Genomic DNA, 20,078 nt, shown 5'->3' on the forward strand with positions numbered 1-20,078 from the left:
TATAAATAAATTTTTCAGAAAAACACTGTTACAGAAAAGGAGAGGCCAATTTCTATTCCATATACTAGCAATTCTCTCACTTCCTCTCTGGATTTTGTCCGTTTTTCCAAATTTTTGAGACTACAGAGACTTTGTAAATTTAAATATAAGCTCTAAAATACTACTTGCTAATACGGACTTCCTGCTCTGGCTTTTATGAAAAATACATGCCAAAAGCAGTCAAGATAGTATTATAAACACTATCACAAGCTATGTGTCATGAAGAAGCTATTTGTTGTTTTCGCCCTGGTGGTGGCAATATCACTGCTGGGCTGTGCACAGCAGGCCGAAAAGAAACCGGTAGAGGAAAAAGCGATAACGATTGGTGTTACAGACAAAATTACCGACCTCGACCCAGCAAATGCTTACGATTTCTACACCTGGGAGGTTCTGAACAACGTAATGGGCGGTCTGATGCGGTACAAACCCGGAACAACCGAGCTTGAGCCGTATCTCGCCGAAAGCTATGAAGTGAGTGACAACGGGCTGGTTTACACATTCCACCTGAGGAAGGACCTGAAATTTGCAGATGGTACCCCGTGCAAGGCACAGGATGTCGTGAGAAGTATAAAGAGAGTCATGGAAATACAGGGTGACCCATCGTGGCTCGTTACCGACTTTGTGAAGAACGTGGAGGCTGTTGACGACTACACTGTAAAGTTCACCCTCAAGAAGCCAGCATCATACTTCCTGGCATTGCTGGCCACACCACCGTACTTCCCGGTTCATCCGGCATACAAGGAAAAAGAGATCGACACAGACCAGACCGCAGGAGGCGTCGGGCCGTACAAGATAGTGGAGTGGAAGAGAGACCAGGAACTCATCCTCGAGGCCAATCCGTACTTCTTTGGTGACAAGCCCAAAACTGAAAGAATCATTGTGAGGTTCTACAAAGATGCAACCACGCTGAGACTTGCGATTGAAAAGGGAGAAATAGACATAGCATGGAGAACCCTTACGCCCATTGACATAGAATCTCTGAAGGCAAATCCGAACCTCAAGGTCATAGAGGCTCCTGGTGGTTTTATAAGATATCTGGTTCTCAACGGCAATAACAATACCGACTATCCAACAAAGGATGTCAGAGTTAGGAAGGCAATCGCTGCAGCTATCGACAGACCGGACATTGTCCAGAGAGTGTACAGAGGAACGGTTGAGCCACTCTACTCACTGGTACCAATCGGAATGTGGAGCCACATTGACGTCTTCAAGGACATGTATGGAGACGGAAATATCGATCTGGCAAAGCAGTATCTGAAAGAGGCGGGATACAGCGAGGACAACAAGCTGAAGCTCGAACTCTGGTGGACCCCAACGCACTACGGAGATACCGAGAAGGACCTCGCTCAGGTGCTCAAGGAGCAGCTTGAAAAGACGGGAATGATTGAGGTCGATCTCAAGAGTGCTGAATGGTCAACCTACGTCGATTATGCCAGAAAGGGTGCAATGATGGCTTCGCTCTTCGGCTGGTATCCAGACTACCTCGACCCCGATGACTACACAGCGCCATTCCTGAAGAGCACGGCAAACAACTGGCTTGGCTACCCGTACAGCGACGAGAAGATGGATCAACTGATTGAGAAGGCTTCGGTTGCAACATCCCATGACGAGAGAGTACAGCTTTACAAGCAGATTCAGCAGAAACTCGGAGAGGATGCCCCCATAATCCCGCTGATCCAGGGTAAGCTGACCATCGTTGCCAAGAAGAACATAGAGGGTATAACGCTGGATCCAACAATGATATTCAGATACTACCTCATATACGAGGTTTAAATTTTTTATTTTTTGTTGTAATTATAATCTGCAAACTACCGTCCAATATCCCGTAAAAATTATATGCTTCAAAAAACGGAAGTCTTCATGGAGGAAAATCTCTTTGTTTCCGCCGGTCTCTTTATCATCCTCGCTCTGGTTCTGATACTGCCATTCAGGGTAAAAAAAGTTGAAGAGAATCTCGAACCATTTTTCCTTATTATGGGTATTGCGGCGGTAACAGTGAGCGGCCTCTGGAGCTACAAACTCGTTATCGAGGCCCTTGAAACCCCTCTAAAAATTTCCGAGTTTGCCGGTATCCCCATCGGCATATTTCAGGTTGTCCTGATTGTTGGTCTGCTGATTCATTTTTTTAACAGGCAGGTATACTCCTTTCTTGTGGCCGTTCTCAGAAGGCTCGGGATCAAGGTTTTTGCCTTTCTCGTTATCGTCATTTTCGGTCTGCTTTCAAGCATAATGTCTGTGATAGTTTCAGCCGTGATTCTGGCGGAGATTGCCCTTGTCGTTCCTCTCGAAAGGCACAAAAAAATTGAGTTCGTCGTGATTGCCTGTTTTGCTGTGGGACTTGGCGCTGCGCTAACTCCCGTAGGTGAGCCGCTTTCAACAATCGTCGTCAAAAAGCTGAATGAGGAGTTCTTCTATCTTGTGGACCTTGTTGGTAAGTACATAATCCCTTCAGTAGTTGTTCTTGGTATCTACGGTGCTTTTAGAACTGGAAGCGCTTCTGTGGAAAACATAGAGGTTCCAGAATACGTTGAATCAATAAGAACAGTCATAATAAGAGCCATAAGGGTTTACGTATTCATAGCTGCACTCGTTCTGCTTGGTGAAGGGTTCACGCCAATTATTGACTGGTACATCTCAAAAATACCTCCTGAGATAATATACTGGGTGAACATGGTCTCAGCAATTCTCGATAACGCAACGCTTGCAGCAGCCGAAATAGGTCCTCAACTCACTGAACTTCAAATAAAAGGCGCACTGATGGGATTGATCATCTCAGGAGGTATGCTCATACCCGGGAATATACCGAATATTGTTGCTGCTGGCAGATTGAGAATATCGATGGGAGAATGGGCAAGAATCGGCGTTCCCCTGGGTTTGCTGCTCATGGCAGTGTTCTTCGGGATCATCTACATAATCCAGATCTAACAGCACAAAATTTAAATTTGAGTTTAAACAACTTCCCCAATATGGCGGTCAAGATAATTAGATGCCCTTCATGTGGGGAAGAAATCGAAATTACCGACTTATATGAGGGTGTGGAGATCCAATGCAGTCTCTGCAACTCGATAATGGTCTACCAAGAGGGGCGACTTCTCCTGCTGGATACCAACGAGGAATATGAACTGGACGACCTAGAAAGCTACGAGGAGGATATGTTCGATGAATACTCTGAATTCGAAGATGAAGATGATTATTACTACGAAGACGAGTACTGATTAAATATTATCTGCTTCCTTATATATTTAGCTGGGATTTCTCTGGCGAGCGCTATCAACTCATTCGCTTTTATTATTCTAATACCCTCTTCTCTTGCTTTTTTTGCATCAACCTCAAGAACTATGGGCGTGTCTGTTCTGAGACTTGCTACTTCCCTGCTCTTCTCAATTGTTGTGGAGAGATGGACAAATTTCTGATTCACGGGTTTTATTCCAATTTCCATCATTCTCTGAGCCTCTTCCTCGCTGGTTCCATAGTAAAGCAAATCCTCATCAGCTTCAGGCATATCATTCAGCTCCACATCCACACTGTGACCGTATCTCGCCCTGATTTTATCATCCCTCAGCTCGTATCTTTGCTTTTCGTCACTGTAGACAAGTGCCTTGATTATCCAGATGTTGGCCCACCGGTATCTTCTCCTCACAACTCTGGCAAGCGATTCAAGATTTACCCACCCGTTTTCATCCATATTCAATCCGAACTTATCGGGAAAGTGCCTCAGAAGGCCTGAAACGAATCTACCAAGCTTCTCGACTCTTTCTTTACTGAGAATCAGCTCTCCTCTTTCTCCACACCCACACTTCTCACCTCTGTAAAATCCATGCTCGGGACAGAATCTTATTTCCTCCATCTTTTCACCACCCTGAGTGCGAGCAGCATTGCAATCGCCCCTATGGCCGTGCAGGTTTCAAGGCTGACTCCTTGCTGAGTTATATCAAGGTGATACCTTGCAGATTTTAAGATGTTCGATGGCAATCCTTTCCTGCCAAGACCTATTAAAAATGTTGCTGAATTGAGACTTTTTAAAAGTTCGAGATCCATATTCTTTTTTGGGTCGGGTTTTGACGTTGTTGCAATGCTGACTCCAAAATGGGCCGGAATTTTTTCAACAAGATGAAGTTTACCTTCTTCAGCCAAACCTAGCAGGTATTTCCCCCCATTTCCGATGGTAGTATATTCGGCAACCTCCTCCGCAACCTCTTCGGGTTTTTTCCAGAATGGGAAGTCGAGAAGGGCAAGATGCATGTTGAACGCATAACAAAGGGGGGCCGCCCTGGCTATGCTCCTCAGGTGAATTTCGTGTTTTTTAAGCTTATCATATGTATTAACAAGACATATGACTATCATCTTCTGAATTTGACCTTTTTACCGGAGATTCTAATCACTCCAGCCTTTTCAAGAGATCTGAGCATTATTTCAAAAACCTCCTCTGCATCAACGTAAACGTCGGCATCAAATTCCTTCGAGTCCTCAATAACACCCACGGCATAGTTTTTCAGCTCTTCAATGTCGTTTGTTTCATCGATACCCGCAATGAGGTTCATCAATACCCTTGATGCCGCATCTACAACAGCTCCCTCCATCCCATGTATCTCAGCCCCGCCCCTTATGGCACTTAACACATCCACACTGATTTCGTATGAGGGTACAAAGTCGAGGTAGTAAACCTTTTCGCAGCCCTCCGCCCAATCATCAAGCTCAATGATTATTTCAGGGTCTTCAGGAAGATTGCCTTGGATATATTCACCCACCTCTATTCCGTTTGCCTTGAGGAAGCCATATACGGACGAAAGCAGCAGTGAAAGTTTCATCATAGCATCAACTGCATCAACAAGCTCATCATCGGTAATTTCGTCACTTCTGGCCTTTTCAACAATTTCAAACTCCTCTGGCATCGCTCTTTTTAAAAATTCTCTCTCGAACGCCTCAACCTCCATTCCATTCCTAATTAGCTCTCTGATTATATCCGCATATCTCTTCCACTCCTGCGCTTCCTCATATTCTTCAAGCTCACCAAGTTTGCCTTTAAGCAGATATTTCTCCGTTAAATCCCATTCCACATACTCCTTTACCTCAACCCTAACTCCTGCATTTCTCAGCTTTGATGCCATCTCCATTGCAAGTTCCCTGTCAGGATAACTGCCAACTCTGAGCCACATACTTCGCTAAATCTCTCTCGCAGTATTTACATTATTCGGAAAAAGTGATATATCATTTCCAGCCCATTCAAATTATGTTCGATCTGTCGGAGAGGATGGAAAAAATTCCTCCCTATCTTTTCGCCGAAATCGATGCAATGAAGAAAAAAAAGATCCAGGAAGGTGTAAAGGTAATAGATCTGGGCGTTGGGGATCCTGATCTTCCAACTCCGCAACACATAGTGGAGGCGATGAAGGCGGCAGTGGAGAAGGTAGAAAGACAGAAGTACCCGAGCTACGAAGGGATGCTGAGCTTCAGAGAGAGTGCTGCCAGTTTTTACAAGAGGAGAAAAGGCGTAAAGCTCGATCCGGAAAAGGAGATTGTAGCGCTTATAGGCTCAAAGGAAGGAATAGCGCATCTGCCCCTTGCCTTCGTAAATGATGGAGACTACGTTCTCGTTCCGGAACCTGGGTACCCTGTCTACTATTCCTCCACACTTCTTGCAGACGGTATCCCCTATGAAATGCCGCTGAAGGAGGAAAACGGTTTTCTTCCAGATCTGCAGTCAATTCCCGATGATGTCGCAAGAAAGGCGAAAATAATGTTTCTGAACTACCCGAACAACCCGACTGCAGCGGTTGCAACAAAAGAGTTTATCAGGGAGGCAATAGACTACTGCATCGATAACAGAATAATACTGGCCCATGACGCTGCTTACAGCGAAATTACGTTTGATGGTTACACAGCACCTAGTTTTCTGGAGTTTGACAACGCATTCGAAGTAACAGTTGAATTTAACTCCCTGTCCAAAACATACAACATGACGGGATGGAGAATTGGCTTTGCATGTGGAAATGATGAAATTCTCTCGGGTCTTCTCAAGGTTAAAACCAATGTTGACAGCGGTGTTTTTGAGGCCGTACAGGAGGCTGCCATCGCTGCTATGGACGGGCCGGATAGTGTTATCGACAGAAATTGCGAAATTTACAGGAAAAGGAGGGACTTGCTCATTGACGGTTTGAGGAGCATTGGTATCAAAGCGAAAAAGCCCCTTGCCACCTTCTATGTCTGGGCAAGGGTAAATGGTAAAAGTGTGGACTTCGTCAAGAATCTCATTGATAAAGCAGGAATTGTGGCAACGCCCGGTATCGGCTTTGGGAAATCCGGGGAGGGCTATGTTAGATTTGCCCTTACACGAGACGAGAGCACAATAAAAGAGGCTGTTGAGAGATTAAATAAATTTATTACATAAATAATCTTATCTTTTCTAAATGAAAAACTTTAAATTTCCCGAGCTAGCTCAAAGCACAAATGCTGAAAGTTGCAGATGCCGTCTTAGAACTGGACAGGAAAGGGAAAATCCTCAGAATCGATTCCGAGTTTGCCAGAAAACTTGGCTACAGAGAGGATGAACTTAAAAAAGCAAGCATTTTTGCCCTTATAACTGAAGGGCTGAAACCATTTGTATTAAAAGCACTTGAAAAAGGTGGAGAGTTCCCGATTATCGGAAAGGACGGGAAACTGCAAACGGTAAATGCAGTCATCAGCGAAGACAGGGTTAGCATCTACGACGTTTCGACAATTCCTGAAACGATCAAAACAATATATCGTGGTGTCTGGGATTTCTACTACGGTCTGATGTTCGTGGACGAGAAAAAGAGGATTATAGTCGCCAATGATACTTTCTACAAAAAAACAGGACTCAGCAAATCAATTGAGGGGAAAAAACTGGATGAAGTTTTTGGAGAGTATGGCGATGGCTTCGATCTTCTGGTTGAGAGGGGTAGCGGAGAGTTCAGGGTCGAGGTTAACGGAAAGGTATTCGAGATAAGGGCAAAGATTAGAGAAATCAACATCTGCGGAAAGAGAATCTTTGAGATTTTAATGCGCACTTTAGATGAAGAAAGGCTGCGAAATCTTGAGAAAACTTTTGAGGGAGTAGAGCATCCGGTTATAGCGAAAATTGCAGACCGGATCAGATGTCTCAATTCCGCTGCAAGGGAAGTTTTTGTGGACTGCAGAGAGGTCTTTGAGCTTGTTAGTGGAAGAATCACAGGCAGTATAAAGATCAGCACCACGGATGGGGAAAAAGAGTACACGTTTTTGAAAATACCGGCCTCTGAAGAGATATACGTTTTTATTGATGTCACTATGAGGAATGAGTTAATCAAAAAGCTTGAGGAAGAGCTGAAAAACTACAGAATAACCTTCGAAAACTCCCTCGACGCAATACTCATCGTGGACGTTTCAGGAAAGGTTCTCATGGCCAACTCTGCGGTAAGCCTGCACGGTTACAAACCTGAAGAGGTTACAGGCAGGAACATTTTTGATTTCATTCCGGGAGAGTATGTCGAATTCGTTCGAAAAAACATTGAAGAGGGTCGAAAAGACGGCAAGCACAGAAGACTGGAAATACAGATTAAGAATAAATTTGGGGATAGGAAGTGGGTTGAGGTTGTAGGTTCAGCCATAAAAAATAGCGAAGGAGAGGTAGTTGGGGCTGTGCTCATTTTAAGAGACATAACAGCGAGAAGGGAACTGGAGGCAAAGTTGAAGGAAAGTGAGGAGCTTTACAGGACTCTGGCGGAGAACTCGCATACCGGGATATACGTGGTTCAGGACGGTGAAGTTGTGTACATGAATAAGGCCGCAAAGGAGTACTCCGGATACACGCTTGAGGAGCTGAGGGGAGACAGATACCTGAGAGTGTTTGAAGAAAAGTACAGGGAAGACGTGAAGAAAACAATAGAGAGAGTACTGAAAGGTAACACCGAATCGGTTTTCACGAAATACATCACAAAGAACGGGGAAAAGAGATATGCAAGACTTCTGCTAACCCCCATTGTATACAAAGGGAGGCCTGCCGTTCTCGGCAACTTTATCGATATGACCGCAGTGGTTCAGGCGGAAAAAGAACTCATGGAGAGGGAGGAGCTTTACAGGACTCTGGCGGAGAACTCGCATACCGGGATATACATCATACAGAACGACAGGATAGTCTACGCCAATAACAGGATGAAGGAAATTATAGGCTACACGGTTGAAGAACTCAATTCACTCGAACATCCCTACAAAATTCTGCATCCCGACTACTACGAACTGGCCATTAACAGGTACAGAGCGAGAGAAGAAGGTAAGAAAGTTCCTGAAAGCTATGAGGTCAAAGTTATAAGCAAGAGCGGCGAGGAAAAGTGGATCAAGGTTCTGGCAAGCAGGATCAAATACAAGGGTAAACCGGCCGTTATGGTGAATATAGCAGATATAACAGATATAAAGGAGAATGAAGAAATGTTGAAAAGGGTAAACAATTTGCTGAAGATCGCCGGTGAGATAAGCAGATCTATTTCTCAGGAGAAGTCCGAATTCAGAATACTGGCAGCATTGAAATCACTGGAAAATGCAGGCCTGAAGGTTGCTGTTTATTACAACGAGGGAGGAATGATTCCGATTTTGGTGCCAAAAGCTGAATTTGACTGGGATGGACTTGTAAGGCTTCATCAAAACGCAAAGGCTAACGTCAGAATCATGGAGGACGGTAAGGACATCCTTGTGCTCCCGCTTAGTAACGGAGACCGAAGCTATGGACTTATAATCCTGATGTCAGAAGAGGGTTTCTCAGATGAAGAAGTTGGTATTCTCTCATCCTTGGCCAGAGATGTGGTATTCTCCATCAGATCGCTGAAGATTGAGAAAGAAAAGGAGGCTGCGTTCAAGGTTATAATGGACAACCTCAACCAGTTTGAATATCTTGCAGACAAACTCAGAAATCCGCTGGCAATCATTAAAGGCTATATTGAGGTCAGAGATGAATTTGAATTCGACGAGTTTGCCAGAAAAGTTGAGGAGCAAGCGGACAGAATCGAAGAGATACTGGACGAACTCCGGGCTAGGGAAATTGCAACTTACGAGATGAAAAAGATCCTTGAAAGTTAACAATTTTTTTAATCTCAGCGAAGTTTGTCTTTCCATGGAGATATACAACACACTCACCCGAAAACTGGAAAGCATTGAGAGGAAGGATGAGATCAGGATGTATGTGTGCGGAATTACCGCTTACGATTATTCTCATATAGGACATGCCAGAAGTGCGGTTTTTTTCGACACGTTTCGAAGATTTCTTGAATTTCTCGGATATCGGGTTATCTACGTTCAGAATTTTACAGATGTCGATGACAAAATAATAAAGAGGGCCGTTAAGGAGGGCAAAACCCAGAAGGAAATTGCGGAAAAATACATAGCCGAGTACATGAAGGACGTTCAGGAGCTCAACGTGAGGAGAGCAACATATCACCCAAAAGTCACCGATCACATCCCGGACATAATTGATTTCGTTGGCAGGCTGCTTGAAATGGGGCATGCATACGAAGTTGATGGTGATATCTACTTCCATGTTCCCTCATTCAGTCATTATGGCGAGCTTTCAAAACAATCTCTCGAAGAGCTTAACAGGCACAGAATTGAGCCCGACGAAAGGAAGAAAGATGTGAAGGACTTTGCACTCTGGAAAGCCGCAAAGGACGAGGACATTCTGGCCAAAGCTGTTTTCGACTCGCCGTGGGGCAAGGGCAGACCCGGTTGGCACATTGAATGCTCCGTGATGGCGGCAAAGTACCTTGGCGTTCCGTTCGACATCCACGGAGGGGGAAAGGACCTGATATTTCCACATCACGAAAACGAGAGGGCGCAGAGCTACGCACTGTACGGAGTTGAACCTGTAAGAATTTGGGTGCACAATGATTTTGTGATGATCAGGGGGGAGAAAATGAGCAAGAGTCTGGGAAACATAGTAAAAATCAGAGATATTCTCAAAAGATACAGCGGAGAAGTTTTGAGGTACTTTCTGCTGACCGCCCACTACCGCAGCCCTCTCGATTACAGTGAAGAGGCAATAGAGAGAGCAAAAAAGGCGTACGAGTACCTCCGCACGGCCCTGCTGAACGTTGATATGGAGATTGCATACCTCAAAACATTTGGGGACAGAGAATCAAAAGTTGAAGTTGCCGAGGTTGAGAAGTACATGAAGGATTTTGTGGATGCTATGGAACACGACCTCAACACCCCCAGGGCAATTGCAATACTCCACACCACGGCCAATTTCGCAAATAAGGTTGTCTACACCGCATCACTTTCGCAGCTTGAGGAGATATTCAGCACCTTCAAAACCATGTCCGGCATTCTTGGCATATTCGAAAAATGGAAAAGGGTACCGGAGCTGGGCAATGAAGATAAAAACAGGATCATTGAGAGAGAAAAGGCGAGAACGAAGAGAAACTTTGATCTGGCAGACAGAATCAGAGACGAATTCACGGAGAAAGGTATCATTCTTATTGATACGCCCAAAGGAACGAGGTGGAGGTGGAAATGAACAGGCCCGGACACATTGGGGCTACACTCCTTCTCCTGTCCCCGTTTATCCCCAGAATTGGAACCGAATTTGTGGTGCTGGCCGCAGCCTTCTCCCTCCTGCCAGACATAGACATACTGCTGAGGGTTAAACACAGAGAGTACACCCACAACATCACATTCGGTGTGATAATGACGCTCACAGCCTTTTTCGCCTTCAAACACACGAAAATTCCTCCATTACTATCCCTCGCAATTTTTACTGCTGTGATCATACACATTCTGGTCGATGCGTTAACAATGCAAAAATTCCCGCCATTCTATCCTTTTTCAAAGAAACGAGTGGCTTTTAGAGTATTCAGGAGTGATAATCCGGCTGTAAACGGAGCGTCATTTGTCCTCGGTTCACTTGCGTTCGTATACTTTGCGGGTGGTGGTTATGGCTGGTGGTGAAGGTGTTTTTACCCTTGATGTCGGATCGGGAACGCAGGATTTCATGTTCTTTGTAGAGGAGAACATCAGAAACTGCCCGAAGGCAATCCTTCCCTCGCCAACAAAAATGATTGCAAGAAGAATTGACGGAACTGAAGGGGATGTCTTTCTTCACGGTTACACGATGGGAGGTGGAGCGATAACCTTTGCAGTCAAGAGGCACCTTCAGAGATTCAGAGTTTACGCAACTGAAAGATCCGCCCTTACCTTCTCTGACGATCTCGATGAGGTGAGGAAAATGGGCGTGATCATAGGGGAACCCGAAGGCGAGGTCGAGAAAATAGAGACGAAGGATGTGGATATGCCCTTCTTCTCCGAGTTCATATCAAAGATGGGATATGAGATGCCGGATAAGTACGTAATAGCCGTCCAGGATCACGGATTTTCCCCCCGCATCAGCAACAGGATTTTCAGGTTCAGAATGTTCGAAACACTCCTGAAAAAAGATCCTGCAATGGAAAGCTTTCTCTTCGAGGCTTCGGAGGTGCCGAAGGAATTTAACAGGATGAGTGATGCTGTCAGGAGTGTGCTTGACTTCGTGGAGGGTGAAGTGTACGCTGTTGACACTGTCTTTGCAGCAATTGCAGGATGTGCATTATCTGTTAAAAAGTTTCCCGCCCTGATAGTAAATTTCGGAAACTCCCATACGACGGCGGCAGTGGTGGACAGGAACTTCGAGATAAAGGCTCTGCTTGAACACCACACCTTCGTGCTTAAGAAAAAGGGTGCTGAATACATCCAGGATCTTCTGGAAAAATTTGTAAAAGGAGAAGTTGACAACGAATATATCCTGAGTGACAACGGACATGGCTGCTATATCAGTCAGGTCGTGGATATTGCCGATTATGTGTGTACAGGACCAAACGCGCATCTTTCCCCTTTCAGAGAGGTCGAGGGGGATCCGATGGTCGTCGGAAATTTGGGTATGATGCATCTGCTTAAAAGAAAAATCAGCCACTGAGCACTTTTTCACCTGAAGGCAGGGTGTACTCCTTTAACGCCCTACTCGTTAACCTGAATTTTACTCTTGATGCTGACTCGGCAAATCTGGAGAGTTTCTCTGCATCGAGGGTAACGACAATATCGTTTTCCCCTGCATCTTCTATCAGGAAATTCAGCTCAACTTCGATCTCAGAGAGCTCAAAGGTTGGTACAGAAAAGTGTTTCAACAGTTCATCCTTCTCGTACTCCTTCTTTATACTCGCAGCCTCAATATCGATTATCCTTTTTGCATTCAATGCCGCAAGAGCTATTCCCGAAGTCAGCGTCTTGAGTGTGAGTTTTGGTGGACCCTTCAGCTCCGGTTCCTTAACACTCCTTATACCCTTTCTGGGAGTTTTTCTCATGGTTATCACTCCTCCGCACTGATATTCTGGGAGTTCGCCAGCACCGTAATCATTCTTGCGATGCCCTCCGGTATGTCTGATCTTCTGGCTTTTATCTTTAAATGCAGTTCTCCACTCACATCCACTCTCGAAGTCAGCCTGCCTGCATATACTGCATAAATCGGAACAGCTCCTTTCTCAGCAGATGGTCCTGCTGCCACAACCTTTGCATCAAACTCGATTTCCGCCTCATCAACACTGATATATGGTATGGGGACAAGGGTAACTAACGGAACGCCGATTCTCTGCTCAACCTGCTTCACTTTTCCGGAATCAGGGTCAAGAAATGCCTGCTGATAGGCCACTACCACAGACTTCGGTACGACCTTTTCTCCGTCCTCTTCCATCAGGCTGAAAAGAAAATTTACTGTGGCTTTTGCCGACTCACTCTGAGCATCAACCACTGCCTTCAATGGTGACGCTATTATCTGCTCCAGCAGCAGGGCAAAGTTGGCGGACAACAAAGTCCTCACCAAAGCAGCTATCTTAGCCTGAACCTGAAGCAGATGAGGCTGGTGCTATACTTTCCTTCAACAAACTGAGAAGCGTTCTCAACCCCTCCGGCATTTCATCCTGGACAGCATTTACTGTGATATCAAGTTCAGAACTTCTGTCCACCTGAGATCTGGATTCTTTCTTAAACCCGTAGGAGGCTGTTAGCTTTACACTTCCCCATCCCCACCCAGCTTTAGCTGTTAGCTGGCTTGAGAAGTCGTGTGATGTTTTATCCTGCGCTGCCGTTTTTATCGTAAAGTTGAAATGAATTGTCATGTCCTTGATTCTGATGAATGGGACTGGTAGAATTGCAAGTAGTGGCGCCTCAACCGTGGTGTCCGTTTCAACGATGTCTCCCGTATCCGGATCAAGTTCCTTTCTTTTGAACTTGAAGGTTACAGACCTAACGTTTCCGTCTTCATCAAGGCCTACTTCCTGCACAAACCTTGCCGTGGTCATAGCGGCATAGGCCTGAGCCTTTACCGCTGCCTCCAGTGGTTTGCCAATCAAACTCTCAATTGGCAGAGCTGCGAGCTCTGCAGGTATATTTGCACCCACCATTTAAACCACCTTTTTGAATTAGATTGCAAATTGCTGTCAACTAGTCTATATTTAAATTTTTCTAATTTTACTCGAAACTTTTCAAAATTCTCCGCCTGATTATCTCAAAATTTTTACGGTTTATCTCAAATTTATACCTTCTTATCAAATTTTTTTCAAGTTTTATTCCAAATTTTTTCAGATATACAGTGAACTGGGTAAGGTTGGAAGGTCTTTTCTTCAATCTGGCTCTCTCAAAATCGATGAAGTACACGCCCCCATCCACAATTATGTGCTTACCTGGGTGGTTCATTTCCTGTTTCTCAATTCCGAGCACGTCCAGAATAAAGCAGCACTCAAGGCATCGATCCACCACTTTTCGTCCGATACACTCTCCTATTCTCCTCCCCCCAAGACGCTGCATTGTTACTTTCAGGCCGTCAAAGTCCACGAAATAGAGCTCGGGAACAAAGCCAAAAGGTTGCAGGAGCGTCAAAAATTTGACCTCTTTAAGAAAATTGTACCGGTATTTCTCCTCAAAAACCTTAACGGCATAGGTGTCAAAAAGATAAACCACGGAGTGTTTACCCTTTCGCAATTCTGACAATTTTGGACACCCTGTCCGCATCGACTCTCCCGCCATTCTTGATATAGCTCCCGACTATCACCCCATCACAAAACCTGAGGATCCTGCTGGCGTTTTCTGCATTCACCCCACTGCCAGCAAGAACAGGCATTTTGACAGATTCCTTAACCAGTTTCAGATCGTTCAGATCTATTTCCCTTCCAGTTGCCTTTCCAGTGACGATCAGGGCATCTGCAAGACTCCTCTCGGCATTGATGCAGTAGTCCTCAAGAGGGACCGTGTGGACAGCATGTTTCACGGCAACATCTGCAAAAATCATTGCTCTGCAGTCTATCATCCTTTTATACCTCATAATTCCGCCACAATCACCTTCAAGAATGCCTTCAGGGGAAATCGATGAGAAGAATAACTGGTTCACCCTGACAAAGTCTGCATTTACAGCCTTTGCTACCGCAAGAGCAGCAACTGCATCATTTCTCAAAACATTGATCCCGAGACCTATCGACACATCCTTTTTGACCTCACAGGCTATTGCACTCATCGCCGCCACAACTTCCTTTCCAACCTCTTTAACGAACGGTTTATCTCCGTAATTTTCAAGAATGAGCGCATCTGCTCCCCCCTCCTCAACAGCCCGGGCATCGATCAAAGCCTTTTCGATAACCTCTTCCAGATCGGTGAACTCCGGAGATCCGGGAAGGGGGAGAAGGTGAACAACACCGATTACCGCCTTTTCCATACGACCTCATCCCCATACCTGATTTCAACTATTCTGTGATGGGGGATGGCAGCTCCAGAACTGAGATACAGAAACATGTGACCGATCTTCTGAATGTCATCACCCCGGATCTCTGAGAAACCCCTGGGACGATCTATATAAATTATCCTCACTTTTGAAAAATCCAGTTCGGGATGCCATTTGAACCTGTTCAGAACGTCTCTGGTATTACAATTCCTCATTTTTCGCTATCTCAATTAACTGGCCTTTCAAATTAAGTCTGAGAGATCGTTTGGCTATCGCCCTGAGAAACAGCGGGTCTAGATTCAGGTTTTTGGTTATATAAGGAATGGACGTTCTTCCCGCCATTATCTCACTCTCTATTTTTCTTACGTATTCCTCAACCTCACCGTCGGTCATAAAAACAACTTCAAGAACTTTGTTCAGATCCTTCAGGGAGATATAGAAATTTGCACTCACATGCGTGTAGCTAACGTGGTATTCTTTCTCCGGTTTCCCACCGGGGTCTGATGGCATTCGCCACTTGGCCTCGAGCATCCCTGCATTTTTCAGTATCTTCAACGCATCCTCATAACCCTCCCCAAACATATCATTAAGCTCTTCCGCCGTGTGCCAACCCTCAAGAAGAGCAGAATAAACTTTCCTGTAAGTTTCTGTCGACAGCAGATGAAATATCGGTATCAGCTCCACAACATCGTTGACGAGTTTGGCCCTTTTAACCATCGAGTTCCTCTTTACCCCACGTCAATTATATTTTTCTATCTCTGAATTTATCTAAATTTAAAAATCGTGAAATTTTTTTGAAAGTCCCACAACACCTCCAACAACGATGAGGGCGGGGCTCATGAAGTCGTTTTCACGTCCTGCCAGATCTTTTACCGTCGAGAAGGTAATCCTCTGATCTTCGAAACTCCCCCTCTCAATGACTGCAACATCCGTTTCAGGACCCACTCCGGACCTCATTAAATTCAGGGCAACCTCCCTTGCCGTACATCCACCCATCAGTATTACAAGGGTGCCTTCTTTCCACAGATCCTTTATCCTCCCCGAATCCCTGCCGCTTACAACCAAAAACCCGAAACTCTTTTCAGGATGTGTGAGCGAAATGTTCGAGCATGCAGGAGCGCCATTGACCGAACTCACACCGGGAACAACCTCAAATGGTATGCTGTGCCGATGCAGAAATTCCATCTCCTCCATCAATCTTCCAAAAACACCCGGGTCGCCACCTTTCAACCTGACAATGGTCTTGCCCTCATCGGCATACCTTTTCATCAATCTGTTGATTTCCTGTTGTCTCTTTTCCCCTCTCTCTCCCCTCTCCTTACCCACATATACAATCTCTTTACCCTTCAAACTGCGAAGGAAGTCCTCAATTTCTTCCCCAACCAGACGGTCATAAAGGATGACGTCAGCTTCCCTGATTAGCCTGTACGCCTTGATCGTCAAAAGCTCAAAATTACCCGGGCCAGCACCGACTATGTAAACTTTCCCTACCACGTGGTTAAATTCGCAAAAGAATTAAAAAACTTCTTGGTTAATGAAAAAATACATAATTGTTTTAGGCCGTCCTCAAAAGCCACAGAGACGGTAAAATTCGAAATTCTTATATATTGTTTCAAAAGACTGCTGTTTGGATTATAGGAGGTGAAGTAATGTCAGAAACTCCTTTGCTTGATGAGTTGGAAAAAGGGCCTTGGCCAAGTTTTGTAAAGGAAATAAAGAAGACGGCAGAGATGATAGAAAAAGCTGCTGCTGAGGGCAAGGATGTAAAGATGCCAAAAGGAGCAAGCGGGCTGCTCAAACAGCTTGAAATCTCATACAAGGACAAGAAGACCCACTGGAAACATGGAGGTATCGTATCAGTTGTGGGTTACGGTGGTGGAGTCATCGGAAGGTATTCCGACCTCGGCGAACAGATACCTGAGGTCGAGCACTTCCACACAATGCGTATAAATCAGCCATCCGGATGGTTCTACTCAACCAAAGCTCTCAGAGGCCTGTGTGACGTATGGGAGAAGTGGGGAAGCGGTGTCACGAATTTCCATGGATCGACTGGAGACATAATCTTCCTCGGAACCAGGAGTGAATACCTGCAGCCCTGCTTTGAAGACCTCGGTAAACTTGAGATTCCATTCGACATTGGAGGCAGTGGATCAGACCTCAGAACCCCATCAGCCTGCATGGGTCCTGCTCTCTGTGAATTTGCATGCTACGACACTCTGGAACTCTGCTATGACCTCACAATGGCATATCAGGACGAGCTCCACAGGCCAATGTGGCCGTATAAATTCAAGATAAAGTGCTCAGGCTGTCCGAACGATTGTGTAGCTGCAAAGGCAAGATCAGACTTTGCGATTATCGGAACATGGAAAGATGAAATTAAGATCGATCAGGAGGCTGTGAAAGAGTACGCCCAGTGGATGGACATTGAAAACGAGATCGTAAAGCTCTGTCCCACGGGAGCGATCAAGTGGGATGGCAAGGAGCTTACAATCGACAACAAGAACTGTGTCAGATGTATGCACTGTATAAACAAGATGCCCAAAGCTCTCAAACCAGGAGACGAGAGGGGAGCCACAGTCCTCATAGGCGGTAAAGCACCGTTCGTTGAAGGAGCCGTTATAGGATGGGTGGCAATTCCATTCATTGAGGTTAAAAAACCATACGACGAAATAAAAGAGATTCTTGAGGCAATCTGGGACTGGTGGGACGAAGAGGGCAAGTTCAGAGAGAGAGTTGGAGAGATGATATGGAGAAAGGGAATGAAGGAGTTCCTCAAGGTAATCGGCAAGGATGCAGATGTCAGGATGGTCAAGGCACCCAGAAACAACCCGTTCATGTTCTTCGAGCAGGAGGAATTGAAGCATTCAGCGTATATTGAAGAGTTGAAAAAGAGGGGGTTGTTCTAAATGGTAGTTGAAGGTGTTAAAACGGATTTTGGTCCACCATACTACAAGGACCTGCTCCACCCGGTTATTGCCAAAAACTACGGTAAGTGGAAGTATCACGAGGTTGTGAAGCCAGGAGTCATCAAGAGAGTTGCCGAAAGCGGAGATACGATATATGTTGTAAGATTTGGAACCCCCAGATTGCTCAGCATCTACACCGTCAGAGAGCTTTGTGATATCGCCGACAAATACTCAGACGGCTACCTCAGATGGACAAGCAGAAACAACGTGGAGTTTTTCGTTACAGACGAGAGCAAGATTGACGACCTGATAAACGAAGTTCAGGAAAAGGTCGGATTCCCATGCGGCGGTACCTGGGACGCTTCAAAGGGAGAATACGGACTTACAAACATCGTCCACACCCAGGGCTGGATACACTGCCACACTCCGGCTATTGACGCTTCCGGTATCGTCAAAGCCGTGATGGACGAGCTGTACGAGTACTTCACAGAACACAAGCTCCCCGCACTCTGCAGAATCAGCCTTGCATGCTGCGCAAACATGTGTGGAGCCGTCCATGCCTCAGATATCGCTATCGTCGGAATCCACAGAACCCCGCCCATGCCTGACGACGATGCCATCAGGAGAACGTGTGAGATTCCCTCCACAGTTGCAGCATGCCCAACAGGAGCTCTCAAGCCAGATATGAAGAACAAGACAATCAAGGTTGACGTTGAGAAGTGCATGTACTGCGGTAACTGCTACACAATGTGTCCTGGAATGCCGCTGTTCGACCCAGAAAACGATGGTGCCGCAATAATGGTCGGTGGAAAGCTCTCTGATGCAAGGAGGGCACCTGAGCTGTCCAAGGTCGTTGTGCCATGGGTTCCAAATGAACCGCCAAGATGGCCAACCCTCGTCAAGTACGTCAAGCAGATCTTAGAAGCATGGGCAGCAAATGCTAACAAGCACGAGAGGCTCATTGAGTGGGTGGACAGAATTGGCTGGGAGAGATTCTTTGAGATCACCGGACTTGAGTTCACGCAGCACCTGATCGACGACTACAGAATTACACCGTACTTCTACAGCGAGTTCAGAGCATCGACACAGTTCAGATGGTAGAGTTTATAAACACAGTTCCCAATTTTTTTACGGTGACCTAAAATGGCCGATTACACAGAAGAAGATAGAAAGAAGGTTTTGGAGCAGCTCGGTAAGAAAACCTGGAAAATCCCGGAGCTTGCCAAGATACTCAAAATGGACAAAAAGGTAGTGAAGAAAATAGTGCAGGATTTGATTAACGAGGGAGTCGCTGCTTACTGGTCTTCCGGCTCAACAACGTACGTCTCAACCAAAGAACATATAGATGAGCTTGAAAAGAGAAGGGCTGAAGGTTAACTCCTTTTTATTATTTTATGGGTAAATCCAGAAAAGATATCTTCAGGCAATATTTCTGGCTTAATCCGGTTTTCTTTCTCGAACTTTCAAGAATTGAGTGTGGGCTAGCCAGATGTGTTATCCCACAGCAGGTTTTTCAGGTTAACCCAGTAACGCTTGAAGAGTTGAATTTTACCTACAGATGTTTTTTAAATGAAGAAATTGATGTTTCGGAGCTGTTTCACCGTTCTGAGGTGCTCGAAAAAAGATTGGCAGAGGAAATAGCTGAGGACAACATCGCCAGCGTGGCGAAAGAAATGGGTTTTAAAATACAGCCCACGATTATCTTTGTGAACAGAATTCTGAGTCATCCTGTCCTATCCCCTGACGTGCAGTTCTACGTGGCAAAGGAGTTCGACAAACAGAGAATAAAAAATGTCGAGAAGAAAATTTTGAGCGGAAAAATGGAAAGGGAAAAGGGCAGGGAAAGACTGATCGTGCTGGAGGGCAGAATGCTCGGATACCCAGATTGCTGCATTAGTGGCTACCTTGAGGGCAAAAAAGGGTTACCTGCAGAAAGCAGAATTATCACAGAGTGTGTGGAATGCGGGACATTCCGATTGCTTTTAGACAGCATTGTCAGGTCAGAAATCATTTCCTTTCCGCAGTTCTTCACCTCAAACTTCTACCCGTGCAGCATAGAATGTGAACAGGCAATCGAAGTGGGGAGGAGCATCGAGAGCTGGCTTGAGTCAAAGGAGTATATAGACGCTTTCAGGATAAGGACTATGGCAAATGCCCTCTACCTGCTTGTCACAGCCCACAAAGCCTCGAAAACTGAGGGTGGTTTTGGAAAAAGGTTACAGGAGTATTTCTCTTCCCTGTCAGCGCAGGAGGTTGAAATCGTTAAGGCTGCTGAAAATGTCATTATAAATATTACACCATTCACAAATATTTTAATCTCAAGAATTGTTGGCGGTCTTTCAGAAAAAGAAAAATCCGCAGAAAATCAAAAAAATTAAATACTTCACTTTAACCCTACAAATGGATTCTGG

General features: G+C 45.4%; 23 protein-coding genes. 12 read left to right on the forward strand and 11 right to left on the reverse strand.

Annotated features, from left to right (window positions below; genetic code table 11):
- Positions 1–258 precede the first annotated feature (258 nt).
- The 3 genes from JFQ59_RS09160 (at position 259) to JFQ59_RS09170 (ending at position 3,254) form a co-directional block, all read left to right on the forward strand.
- A complete protein-coding gene (locus JFQ59_RS09160; protein ID WP_202320132.1) occupies positions 259–1,812 on the forward strand; it encodes an ABC transporter substrate-binding protein in 1,554 nt (517 codons plus the stop codon).
- Positions 1,813–1,899: 87 nt separating this feature from the next.
- Positions 1,900–2,964 (forward strand): DUF1646 family protein, encoded by a 1,065-nt coding sequence (locus JFQ59_RS09165; RefSeq protein WP_202320133.1) that lies wholly within the window; start codon positions 1,900–1,902, stop codon positions 2,962–2,964.
- 41 nt (positions 2,965–3,005) lie between these two features.
- Positions 3,006–3,254, forward strand: a complete 249-nt coding sequence (locus JFQ59_RS09170; RefSeq protein WP_202320134.1) for a hypothetical protein — start codon at positions 3,006–3,008, stop codon at positions 3,252–3,254.
- Here JFQ59_RS09170 and JFQ59_RS09175 read toward each other — a convergent pair.
- The 3 genes from JFQ59_RS09175 to JFQ59_RS09185 are packed head-to-tail and all read right to left on the reverse strand — an operon-like array spanning position 3,236 to position 5,195.
- Complete coding sequence (locus tag JFQ59_RS09175) at positions 3,236–3,886, reverse strand: RNA 2'-phosphotransferase (protein WP_202320135.1); 651 nt, start codon at positions 3,884–3,886, stop codon at positions 3,236–3,238. The two genes, JFQ59_RS09170 and JFQ59_RS09175, sit on opposite strands and share 19 nt — an antisense overlap.
- Positions 3,874–4,383, reverse strand: coding sequence for a DUF531 family protein (locus JFQ59_RS09180; protein ID WP_202320136.1), 510 nt, complete (start codon positions 4,381–4,383; stop codon positions 3,874–3,876). The genes JFQ59_RS09175 and JFQ59_RS09180 overlap by 13 nt, the downstream gene beginning before the upstream one ends.
- Positions 4,380–5,195 carry a hypothetical protein gene (locus tag JFQ59_RS09185; RefSeq protein ID WP_202320137.1) on the reverse strand — a complete coding sequence of 272 codons (816 nt, stop codon included), beginning with the start codon at positions 5,193–5,195 and terminating at the stop codon, positions 4,380–4,382. Before JFQ59_RS09185 ends, JFQ59_RS09180 begins: the two co-directional genes overlap by 4 nt.
- A 74-nt stretch (positions 5,196–5,269) precedes the next feature.
- Here JFQ59_RS09185 and JFQ59_RS09190 point away from each other — a divergent pair, with 74 nt between their 5' ends.
- Genes JFQ59_RS09190 through JFQ59_RS09210 form a run of 5 tightly spaced genes read left to right on the forward strand, consistent with a single transcriptional unit; the run spans position 5,270 to position 11,971 of the window.
- Positions 5,270–6,427 carry an LL-diaminopimelate aminotransferase gene (locus JFQ59_RS09190; RefSeq protein ID WP_202320138.1) on the forward strand — a complete coding sequence of 386 codons (1,158 nt, stop codon included), beginning with the start codon at positions 5,270–5,272 and terminating at the stop codon, positions 6,425–6,427.
- 59 nt (positions 6,428–6,486) lie between these two features.
- A complete protein-coding gene (locus JFQ59_RS09195) occupies positions 6,487–9,108 on the forward strand; it encodes a PAS domain S-box protein (RefSeq protein WP_202320139.1) in 2,622 nt (873 codons plus the stop codon).
- 34 nt (positions 9,109–9,142) lie between these two features.
- The gene (gene cysS, locus JFQ59_RS09200) at positions 9,143–10,540 is read left to right on the forward strand and encodes a cysteine--tRNA ligase (RefSeq protein WP_202320140.1); all 1,398 of its coding nucleotides are present in this window, start codon (positions 9,143–9,145) and stop codon (positions 10,538–10,540) included.
- Positions 10,537–10,971 (forward strand): metal-dependent hydrolase, encoded by a 435-nt coding sequence (locus JFQ59_RS09205; protein ID WP_230972450.1) that lies wholly within the window; start codon positions 10,537–10,539, stop codon positions 10,969–10,971. The genes cysS and JFQ59_RS09205 overlap by 4 nt, the downstream gene beginning before the upstream one ends.
- Positions 10,958–11,971 carry a DUF1786 family protein gene (locus JFQ59_RS09210; RefSeq protein WP_230972437.1) on the forward strand — a complete coding sequence of 338 codons (1,014 nt, stop codon included), beginning with the start codon at positions 10,958–10,960 and terminating at the stop codon, positions 11,969–11,971. Before JFQ59_RS09205 ends, JFQ59_RS09210 begins: the two co-directional genes overlap by 14 nt.
- Here the strand turns inward: JFQ59_RS09210 and JFQ59_RS09215 are convergent.
- The 8 genes from JFQ59_RS09215 to cobA form a co-directional block, all read right to left on the reverse strand.
- Positions 11,961–12,356 carry a hypothetical protein gene (locus tag JFQ59_RS09215; protein WP_202320142.1) on the reverse strand — a complete coding sequence of 132 codons (396 nt, stop codon included), beginning with the start codon at positions 12,354–12,356 and terminating at the stop codon, positions 11,961–11,963. The genes JFQ59_RS09210 and JFQ59_RS09215 overlap by 11 nt on opposite strands.
- Positions 12,357–12,361: 5 nt before the next feature.
- On the reverse strand, positions 12,362–12,868 hold the full coding sequence (locus JFQ59_RS09220) for a DUF2589 domain-containing protein (RefSeq protein WP_202320143.1): 507 nt from the start codon (positions 12,866–12,868) through the stop codon (positions 12,362–12,364).
- Between the two features lie 13 nt (positions 12,869–12,881).
- Positions 12,882–13,451, reverse strand: coding sequence for a DUF2589 domain-containing protein (locus JFQ59_RS09225; protein WP_202320144.1), 570 nt, complete (start codon positions 13,449–13,451; stop codon positions 12,882–12,884).
- A 67-nt stretch (positions 13,452–13,518) separates the two neighbouring features.
- On the reverse strand, positions 13,519–14,037 hold the full coding sequence (locus tag JFQ59_RS09230) for a hypothetical protein (RefSeq protein ID WP_202320145.1): 519 nt from the start codon (positions 14,035–14,037) through the stop codon (positions 13,519–13,521).
- Positions 14,015–14,755 carry a BtpA/SgcQ family protein gene (locus JFQ59_RS09235; protein WP_202320146.1) on the reverse strand — a complete coding sequence of 247 codons (741 nt, stop codon included), beginning with the start codon at positions 14,753–14,755 and terminating at the stop codon, positions 14,015–14,017. The genes JFQ59_RS09230 and JFQ59_RS09235 overlap by 23 nt, the downstream gene beginning before the upstream one ends.
- On the reverse strand, positions 14,740–14,976 hold the full coding sequence (locus JFQ59_RS09240) for a DUF504 domain-containing protein (RefSeq protein WP_230972438.1): 237 nt from the start codon (positions 14,974–14,976) through the stop codon (positions 14,740–14,742). The genes JFQ59_RS09235 and JFQ59_RS09240 overlap by 16 nt, the downstream gene beginning before the upstream one ends.
- A complete protein-coding gene (locus JFQ59_RS09245; RefSeq protein ID WP_202320147.1) occupies positions 14,963–15,478 on the reverse strand; it encodes an ArsR family transcriptional regulator in 516 nt (171 codons plus the stop codon). Before JFQ59_RS09245 ends, JFQ59_RS09240 begins: the two co-directional genes overlap by 14 nt.
- Positions 15,479–15,535: 57 nt before the next feature.
- Positions 15,536–16,255: a uroporphyrinogen-III C-methyltransferase gene (gene cobA, locus JFQ59_RS09250; protein ID WP_202320148.1), complete on the reverse strand. Its 720-nt coding sequence runs from the start codon at positions 16,253–16,255 to the stop codon at positions 15,536–15,538.
- 155 nt (positions 16,256–16,410) lie between these two features.
- On the opposite strand from cobA, the gene dsrA reads away from it, so the two are divergent.
- The 4 genes from dsrA to JFQ59_RS09270 are packed head-to-tail and all read left to right on the forward strand — an operon-like array spanning position 16,411 to position 20,045.
- The gene (dsrA, locus tag JFQ59_RS09255; protein WP_202320149.1) at positions 16,411–17,667 is read left to right on the forward strand and encodes a dissimilatory-type sulfite reductase subunit alpha; all 1,257 of its coding nucleotides are present in this window, start codon (positions 16,411–16,413) and stop codon (positions 17,665–17,667) included.
- The gene (gene dsrB / locus JFQ59_RS09260) at positions 17,668–18,768 is read left to right on the forward strand and encodes a dissimilatory-type sulfite reductase subunit beta (RefSeq protein ID WP_202320150.1); all 1,101 of its coding nucleotides are present in this window, start codon (positions 17,668–17,670) and stop codon (positions 18,766–18,768) included.
- 42 nt (positions 18,769–18,810) lie between these two features.
- Positions 18,811–19,044 carry a dissimilatory sulfite reductase D family protein gene (locus JFQ59_RS09265; RefSeq protein WP_202320151.1) on the forward strand — a complete coding sequence of 78 codons (234 nt, stop codon included), beginning with the start codon at positions 18,811–18,813 and terminating at the stop codon, positions 19,042–19,044.
- 17 nt (positions 19,045–19,061) lie between these two features.
- On the forward strand, positions 19,062–20,045 hold the full coding sequence (locus JFQ59_RS09270) for a DUF483 domain-containing protein (RefSeq protein WP_202320152.1): 984 nt from the start codon (positions 19,062–19,064) through the stop codon (positions 20,043–20,045).
- The last annotated feature ends 33 nt before the right edge of the window (positions 20,046–20,078 follow it).

The organism is Archaeoglobus neptunius, from assembly GCF_016757965.1.
GTDB classification, from domain to species: Archaea; Halobacteriota; Archaeoglobi; order Archaeoglobales; family Archaeoglobaceae; genus Archaeoglobus; species Archaeoglobus neptunius.